Origin of the sequence: Shinella sp. HY16 (genome assembly GCF_028534175.1) — a bacterium.
In the GTDB taxonomy this organism is placed as follows: Bacteria; Pseudomonadota; Alphaproteobacteria; order Rhizobiales; family Rhizobiaceae; genus Shinella.
The window spans coordinates 23,072-29,575 of record NZ_JAHYXL010000012.1 but is presented as its reverse complement, the minus strand read 5'-3'; the positions used below and the strand labels follow the sequence as shown (position 1 = coordinate 29,575).

Here is a 6,504-nt window from a genome sequence, read left to right as displayed (position 1 = left end):
CTTAAGGTTATACTCGATGCGAGCGCCCCTCTGGGTGACCTAGAGCACGTCCACATTACTCGGGGTCATATCCGCAAGATTTGAAGTAGTTGGCGCATTCCTGCGGCTCGAACATGGTAACGGCCTGGCCGACCGCATCCTTTGGTATCGCCGCCTCAATTCCCGGAGTATCCCATACAAGGGGGACAAGATCGGGGACCGCCCGATTTTCGATGCGTAAGGTTCCCTGCTCCATGTCGCGAATATTCGGCCGTCAGACACATAGTTGGTTTCCATGGATCGTTTGTCATAAACGAGGGTTTTTGAGCATGCCATAGCGCATGCCGTCACGCCCCTTGAATGGCGCGATGGAATCTTCTCAAAACTGTTATAGAAACGGTTGTCGCAAAATGCTATGTGTCCAACGACTTTCAAGAACATTTGGATGGCTATGCGGGTCGGGTACGCCAGGGTCAGCACGATCGATCAAAATCCGGAGCTTCAGCTTGAGGCGCTGAGACGCGCCGGTTGCGAGAAGGTGTTTACCGAGCGCGGGTCAGGCGCTCGCGATGACCGCCCGGAATTGGGCCGAATTCTCTCCGACGTGCTTCGCACTGGTGACACGCTCGTTGTCTGGAAACTCGATCGGTTGGCGCGATCGCTAAAGAAGCTCATCGCGACGGCGGAAGAGTTGGAGCGCGCGAAGATCGGGCTCGTGTCCTTGACCGAGAGCATTGATACGACGACGCCGGGCGGCATGCTGACCTTCCATGTCTTCGGTGCGATCGCCCAGTTCGAACGTGCTCTGATCCGCGAACGCACGACGGCTGGACTGGTCGAGGCGCGGCAACGTGGCCGCAAGGGTGGCCGCCCGCCCGCGATGCGCCCGGGCGATATTGCCGCGGCGCGCGCCCTGATGAAGGAAGGCAGCATACCGGTACGCAATATTGCGCAGCGCATGGGGGTTTCTGTTGCAACCCTCTATCGTCATATCGGCAAGAAGGGTGGCTCTCCCAAAACAGTGGAATCCGAGGACGTCCATGGCTGAGCGGAGAAAGCGGCCGCCCGGAGAGGCTCTTGTCGATCTTCGACGCCGATTGTCGCTGCTTTCTCCCCGTGATCCAGGCCGTACCGAGATTGTTGCTCGTGCCGCCGATGCCTACGGCATCTCGATCTGGACCCTGTATCGGGCGCTGCGGGAGTTGAACCGCCCGAAATCCGTACGGCGCGCCGATCACGGAACCTCCCGGATCGCCCCGCAGCCGGAGATGGAAACCTATGCCGAAATCATCGCGGCCCTGAAGATCAGAACGGCGAACCGGAAGGGGCGGCATATCTCCACGGCGCGCGCCATCAAGCTGCTTGAGGAAGACGGCGTGGTGACGCCCGATGGCCTGGTCCGTGCACCGCCCGGCATCTTGAAACGCGCAACGGTCGATCGGCTGCTGCGTGTTTCCGGCCTGGATTATGCGCGCGTCACCCGCCCGGTGGCTGCCGTCCGATTCCAGGCGCGGCGTTCCAACGAACTCTGGCACTTCGACATGAGCCCGTCCGACCTGAAGCAGGTGGAAGCGCCGCTTTGGGTCGAGGAAGGGCGCGGCCGGCCGACGCTGATGCTGTTCTCCGTGGTCGATGATCGCTCCGGCGCGAGCTATCAGGAATACCGCTCCGTCTACGGCGAGGACGCGGAGTCCGCCTTGCGCTTTCTCTACAATGCCTTCGCCGCCAAGCCTGAACCGGAACTGCCGCTTCAGGGGATTCCAACGACCATCCATATGGATAACGGGCCGGTGAGCCGCTCGCGCGTTTTCCAGTCCGTCATGGGTAGCCTTGGTGTCCGGGTTCTCACGCATATGCCCCCGTCGGACAGCGAGCGGCGCACGCCGGCGCGAGCGAAAGGCAAGGTCGAGCGGCCGTTTCGCACGATCAAGGAAGTGCACGAGACCCTCTATCATTTCCACAAGCCGAAGGACGAAGAGGAAGCCAACCTTTGGCTCAGGCGCGCCTTGGTCACCTACAATAACGGCGACCATCGCACAGAGTCTCATGCACGCATCGAGGATTGGCTGCGGCATCTTCCTCCTGACGGGGTGCGGGCGATGTGCTCCTGGGAGCGGTTCTGCGCCTTTGCGCGCGAACCGGAACGACGGACGGTTGCTGGAGACGCGACCGTATCGGTCGAAGGCGCATCCTATGAGGTCGAGCCCGAACTTGCCGGCGAAACGGTGACCTTGCTCTGGGGCCTGTTCGATCAGGAACTGTTCGTCGAGCATGAGGGCAAGCGCTTCGGTCCATTCCAACCTTCGCGCGGGGCGGTTCCCCTCTTTCGCTATCGCAAATACCAGAAGAGCAAGCTCGAAGAGCGGCTCGACAAGGTGGTGCGCCTGGCAGACCAACTTGGGCTCCCCCGCGCCGCGGTCACCGGCGGGGATCGTCCATTGCCTTCGCTGCCCCCGACCACGGCTGGGCTGAGTGTACGGCGGACACCGTTTCCGGAACCCGCAATAGAGACCGCTTATCCAAATGGCCTCGCAGCCCGTGGGGCCATCGCCGACCAGCTCGGCCGGCCGATCGGCGCGATGAATGCCGGTGACCGCGCCTTCATCAATGAACTGCTTGGAGAAACACTCGACAAAAAGATGATCGCGGCCCGTATCCGCGAACGCTTCCAGGCGCGAAGAAAGGAAGAATGATGCTCGCTGACGTTCAATCCAGTTACGGCCTCGACCGGCCTTTCCAAGGGGCCGGCAACTTTGAGACCGAGCATCAGCGCACGATCATCCGCGAGGTGTGTGCGGCCGTCCAGACCGGTCGGCTTGTCGTGGTCTCCGGCCTGGTCGGTTCGGGGAAAACCCACCTTTTGCGCCGCATCGAGGCCGAACTCACCAAAGCCGGCAAGGTCGCACTCGCCAAATCGCTGGCGGTCGACAAGCGGCGCACTTCGCTGCCATCGCTCATTGAAGCCCTGTTCTACGACTTGTCTCCCGGCGATCGTGCGCAGGTCAAGATCCCCAAGCAGGCCGAGCGCCGGGAGCGCGACCTGCGCGACATCATGAAAAAAGGCAAACGGCCGATCGTCCTCGTGGTCGACGAGGCCCATGACCTGCACCACAAGACCTTAACCGGCCTGAAGCGACTGATGGAGGTGGTCGCCGACGCCGGCGTGCTCCTTTCCGTACTTCTTGTCGGGCATCCCCGGTTGCGCAATGATCTGCGCCGGCCGCAAATGGAGGAGATTGGCTACCGCACGACCATTTTTGACTACGAGGGGATCGGCTCCGCGCGCCGCGACTATGTTGCCTGGCTGCTTGGCGCCTGTGCGGCCGAAGGCGTAAAGGTTGGCGAACTCCTCGAGGAAGAAGCCATCGACCTCATCGCCGAACGTTTGCGCACGCCGCTTCAGATCGAGATGCATCTCACCCTCGCATTCGAGCAGGGCTTTCGCCTCGGCGCCAAGCCGGTTACCGCCGAAATCGTCGAGCAGGTCCTGTCCCGCGCCATCGACGATCTCGAACCGACGTTGACCCGAAATGGTTACGATGCGACGGCTCTGGTCACGCACCTCAATGCTCGGCCGTCGGATATCCGCGCCTTCCTGGCGGGCACCCTTGATCCCGAATATTCCCGTCAGCTGACCGAGCAACTACGACAGGCAGGCGTCCCGGTTTGACCATGCCGTCGCTGGCAATTAATCTGAGCACGTGGGGGATGTTTGCAAGCAGACCCGGATGTTTGCGAGCACATTGGCAGGGAGCGTGAGCACGACGCCCGCTCCATTGTCAGATAATTCGAGCAGAAAATGCCGATGTTTGCGAGCAGAGGCGCTTATGTTGGCAAGCCGCTACAACTATGATTTGCTCGTCGTCGTCAACTACGGCGGCTTTGCCGAACAATATGAGGCATGGGAAAAGGCGGCCGAACGGTTCCTGCAAGAACTGACCATCACGCGCCAGCTCTCCACGCCGGTCAACTTCATCGTTCACACCCTCACGGATTTCAACGACCAGCTCACCCACGGCCGCCCCTTCTTCGTGGACATAGCCCGCGACGGAATCGTGCTCTATGAGCTTCCGGGCTATCCCCTCGCCTCCCCCAAAACCCTCGCGCCGGAGGAAGCTCGCGCCGAAGCGCAACGGCATTTCGGCCATTGGTTTCCGAACGCCGCCCGCCGCTTCGAGCTGGCGCAGGAAGCCATGAGACGGGGCTACGAGAAGGAAGCCGCTTTCGATCTGCATCAGACCGTCGAACGCCTCTATCATTGCGTCCTGACCGTCCTGACGCTCTACAGCCCCAAATCGCACCGCCTGTCCGTCCTGCGTTCCCATGCCGAGCGGATCGCCCCGCAGCTCATCGCCGTGTGGCCGCGCGATACCCGTTTCGCCAAGCGATGCTTTACCCGCCTCGATCGCGCCTATGTCGGCGCGCGCTATTCCCCGGCCTACGAAATCACCGGCGAGGAACTGGCGTGGCTGGTCGATCGTGTGACGGCGCTGCAAGAGGCCGTCGCCGCGATCTGCGCCGAACGGCTCGCCGGTCCCGCAGGGGCATGAGAAACGGTCCCGGCGCTATCGCACCGGGGCTTTGTCACTGACGGCCCTCCGGCTCACTTCGGCGCTAAATGGGGAGCGCGTTCGCCTACGGGCCGGATCGTCATCGCCTCGGCCAAGGCTTGCAACCATGCCGCCGACACGACAGGCTTAGGGCAAACAGGACGCATTTGGTAAAGCACCGGGATCAGCTCCGGCGTGCCCGTCGCGAAGACGAACGGAATATACAGCCTGTCCAGCTCCTCCGCGATCCGGATGGACGTATCACCGGCAAGAAGGTTGAAGTCGAGGGACGCAACATCGGGAAGCTGGTCGGGCGTGTTGAGTATGTTCAAGGCTTCTCGCACGCTCGGCACTGGCCCCAGGACGATCGCCCCAGCCGTTTCCAGATGCCACGCGAGATCGTCAGCGATGAACCATTCGTCCTCGACGACCAGAACCCGGAATCCGGTGAGAATCGTTGCCGTCATCCCCCCTGTGACCTTCCTCCACTGTAGCGCTTGCCCTGGATCAACTCGCCAATGCCGCCCAAAGGTAGCATCCGGCGCGCTGCTTTTGAGAAACCCAGATCGGCCGGGGCAGCTCGCGCACCGCAACGTCAACGATCTTCCTCAGCTTTCGCCAATAGGGGAGATCGCGCTCGGCCACGCGCTCCTGAATCGCGGTCAGCATCCAGCCGGCCGCCGCGACGTCGCCGGCGTCCTTGTAGGCACTGAACCGCTCTAAACAGGCGACGATGCGCGGCCGCGCCGAGCCTTCGTCGTCAAGGCCGATCGTCGCCGCCAGCCGGCGCGCATCCTGATAGGCGTTTGCGATCCGCTGCTTGTCGTCGGGGCCGCTCGTGGCGATCACCTTGACCGTGTAAAGCAGCGTGTCCAGCAGATCGGCCGTTTCATCGTGCGGCCCCTTCATGCGTTGCCGGCGGCCTCCGGTGCATCGCTGAACCGGGTGGCGAGGATCGGCCGGGGCGAGGGCTTGCCCAGGTTGGCGAACAACGGCAATTCCACGTCGAGCGACGGCGCGGCCGTGGCGAAGCGCAAGCCGTTCTTGCCACCATTTTTGGCCGCATACATCAGCCGGTCGGCCTTGCGCAGCAGCTCGTCCAGGTAAGCCCCGTCATCGGGCGCGATCGTGTGCGCTCCCATGCTGCATGTCACCTTATGCGCCGTATCCGCCAGCGCCTCCGAAAACCGCCTGTGCAGCCGCTCGGCCGTCTCCTGGGCGTCCTCGATCGACGGCAGCGACACCAGCAAGGCGAACTCGTCACCACCCATGCGGCCGAAACAATCCTCGCGCCGCAGCGCCGCCCGCGCCGCGATCCCGAAACGCTTGAGCACCTGGTCGCCGGCCTCGTGGCCGTAACGATCGTTCACGATCTTGAAGCCGTCGAGGTCGAGATAGGCCAGCAGCAGCGGCCGGCCTTGTTCGGCGGCCGCCTCTATCATTGTTTCCGCCTGTTGCTCGAATGCCTGCCGTGTCAACGCGCCGGTGATCCCGTCCCGGCGCGCAAAAACGCGCTCTTGCTCTACGCTTCGGCGGAAATTCGCCACGATCCCGCCCAGGACACCGATTGCCGAAACGTTCATCGTCAGATTGCCAAGGGCGGTGCCGGTGGATCGGCCGGTAATCGCGATCTCCATAATCGCCGCAAGGATCGCAGCCACGACGCCAAGGGACAACCCGGCCCGGAAACTGAGCCGCCAGCAGGCAAGGCAGATCGGCAGCAGGTAGAACGGCCCCAGGCGCAGCCCCCTTCCGGCCAATAGACAATCCAGAAGGAAGACCAGGGCCATGCCCAGGATTACCACCCGCCAGACGGCAGGGCTAGGCAGGGCTTCCAGCCAGTTTTTCAAAGGGTCGAACGCCACCCCGAAGGGCCCGCCCCATGCGCTGCGTCGTTCATCCGGCATCCGATCGCGCCTCCCTGCCCTGTGCGAACACTATTCGCGGGAGACAGCGGGGACCGGGATGTTGGAAA

At 62.7% G+C, this 6,504-nt stretch carries 7 protein-coding genes; 4 read left to right on the top strand and 3 right to left on the bottom strand.

All coding sequences use genetic code 11. The features are described from left to right. Positions 1 to 424 precede the first annotated feature (424 nt). From K0P03_RS35595 to K0P03_RS35580, 4 genes are all read left to right on the top strand, one after another. Complete coding sequence (locus K0P03_RS35595) at positions 425 to 1,027, top strand: recombinase family protein (RefSeq protein WP_003501098.1); 603 nt, start codon at positions 425 to 427, stop codon at positions 1,025 to 1,027. Further along, a complete protein-coding gene (locus K0P03_RS35590; protein WP_003501095.1) occupies positions 1,020 to 2,672 on the top strand; it encodes an IS481 family transposase in 1,653 nt (550 codons plus the stop codon). Before K0P03_RS35595 ends, K0P03_RS35590 begins: the two co-directional genes overlap by 8 nt. After that, entirely contained in the window at positions 2,669 to 3,649 is a 981-nt protein-coding gene (locus K0P03_RS35585; protein ID WP_003501092.1) for an ExeA family protein, read from the top strand. The genes K0P03_RS35590 and K0P03_RS35585 overlap by 4 nt, the downstream gene beginning before the upstream one ends. A gap of 157 nt (positions 3,650 to 3,806) precedes the next feature. Next, positions 3,807 to 4,529, top strand: a complete 723-nt coding sequence (locus K0P03_RS35580; RefSeq protein ID WP_272792274.1) for a HEPN domain-containing protein — start codon at positions 3,807 to 3,809, stop codon at positions 4,527 to 4,529. A 53-nt stretch (positions 4,530 to 4,582) separates the two neighbouring features. On the opposite strand, the gene K0P03_RS35575 is transcribed toward K0P03_RS35580, so the two are convergent. From K0P03_RS35575 to K0P03_RS35565, 3 genes are read right to left on the bottom strand one after another with little or no spacing between them, the layout of a single operon-like run. Beyond that, the gene (locus K0P03_RS35575; RefSeq protein WP_133676167.1) at positions 4,583 to 4,996 is read right to left on the bottom strand and encodes a response regulator; all 414 of its coding nucleotides are present in this window, start codon (positions 4,994 to 4,996) and stop codon (positions 4,583 to 4,585) included. Between the two features lie 40 nt (positions 4,997 to 5,036). Then, a complete protein-coding gene (locus K0P03_RS35570) occupies positions 5,037 to 5,438 on the bottom strand; it encodes a hypothetical protein (RefSeq protein WP_272792275.1) in 402 nt (133 codons plus the stop codon). Continuing rightward, positions 5,435 to 6,436, bottom strand: a complete 1,002-nt coding sequence (locus tag K0P03_RS35565) for a GGDEF domain-containing protein (RefSeq protein WP_272792276.1) — start codon at positions 6,434 to 6,436, stop codon at positions 5,435 to 5,437. Before K0P03_RS35565 ends, K0P03_RS35570 begins: the two co-directional genes overlap by 4 nt. Between the last annotated feature and the right edge of the window lie 68 nt (positions 6,437 to 6,504).

What these genes read in the sequence shown, in the direction of transcription:
- K0P03_RS35575 (WP_133676167.1), bottom strand. Translation starts at nt 4,996, where the DNA reads ATGACGGCAACGATTCTCACCGGATTCCGGGTTCTGGTCGTCGAGGAC.
- K0P03_RS35595 (WP_003501098.1), top strand. Translation starts at nt 425, where the DNA reads ATGGCTATGCGGGTCGGGTACGCCAGGGTCAGCACGATCGATCAAAAT.
- K0P03_RS35580 (WP_272792274.1), top strand. Translation starts at nt 3,807, where the DNA reads ATGTTGGCAAGCCGCTACAACTATGATTTGCTCGTCGTCGTCAACTAC.
- K0P03_RS35585 (WP_003501092.1), top strand. Translation starts at nt 2,669, where the DNA reads ATGATGCTCGCTGACGTTCAATCCAGTTACGGCCTCGACCGGCCTTTC.
- K0P03_RS35565 (WP_272792276.1), bottom strand. Translation starts at nt 6,436, where the DNA reads ATGCCGGATGAACGACGCAGCGCATGGGGCGGGCCCTTCGGGGTGGCG.
- K0P03_RS35590 (WP_003501095.1), top strand. Translation starts at nt 1,020, where the DNA reads ATGGCTGAGCGGAGAAAGCGGCCGCCCGGAGAGGCTCTTGTCGATCTT.
- K0P03_RS35570 (WP_272792275.1), bottom strand. Translation starts at nt 5,438, where the DNA reads ATGAAGGGGCCGCACGATGAAACGGCCGATCTGCTGGACACGCTGCTT.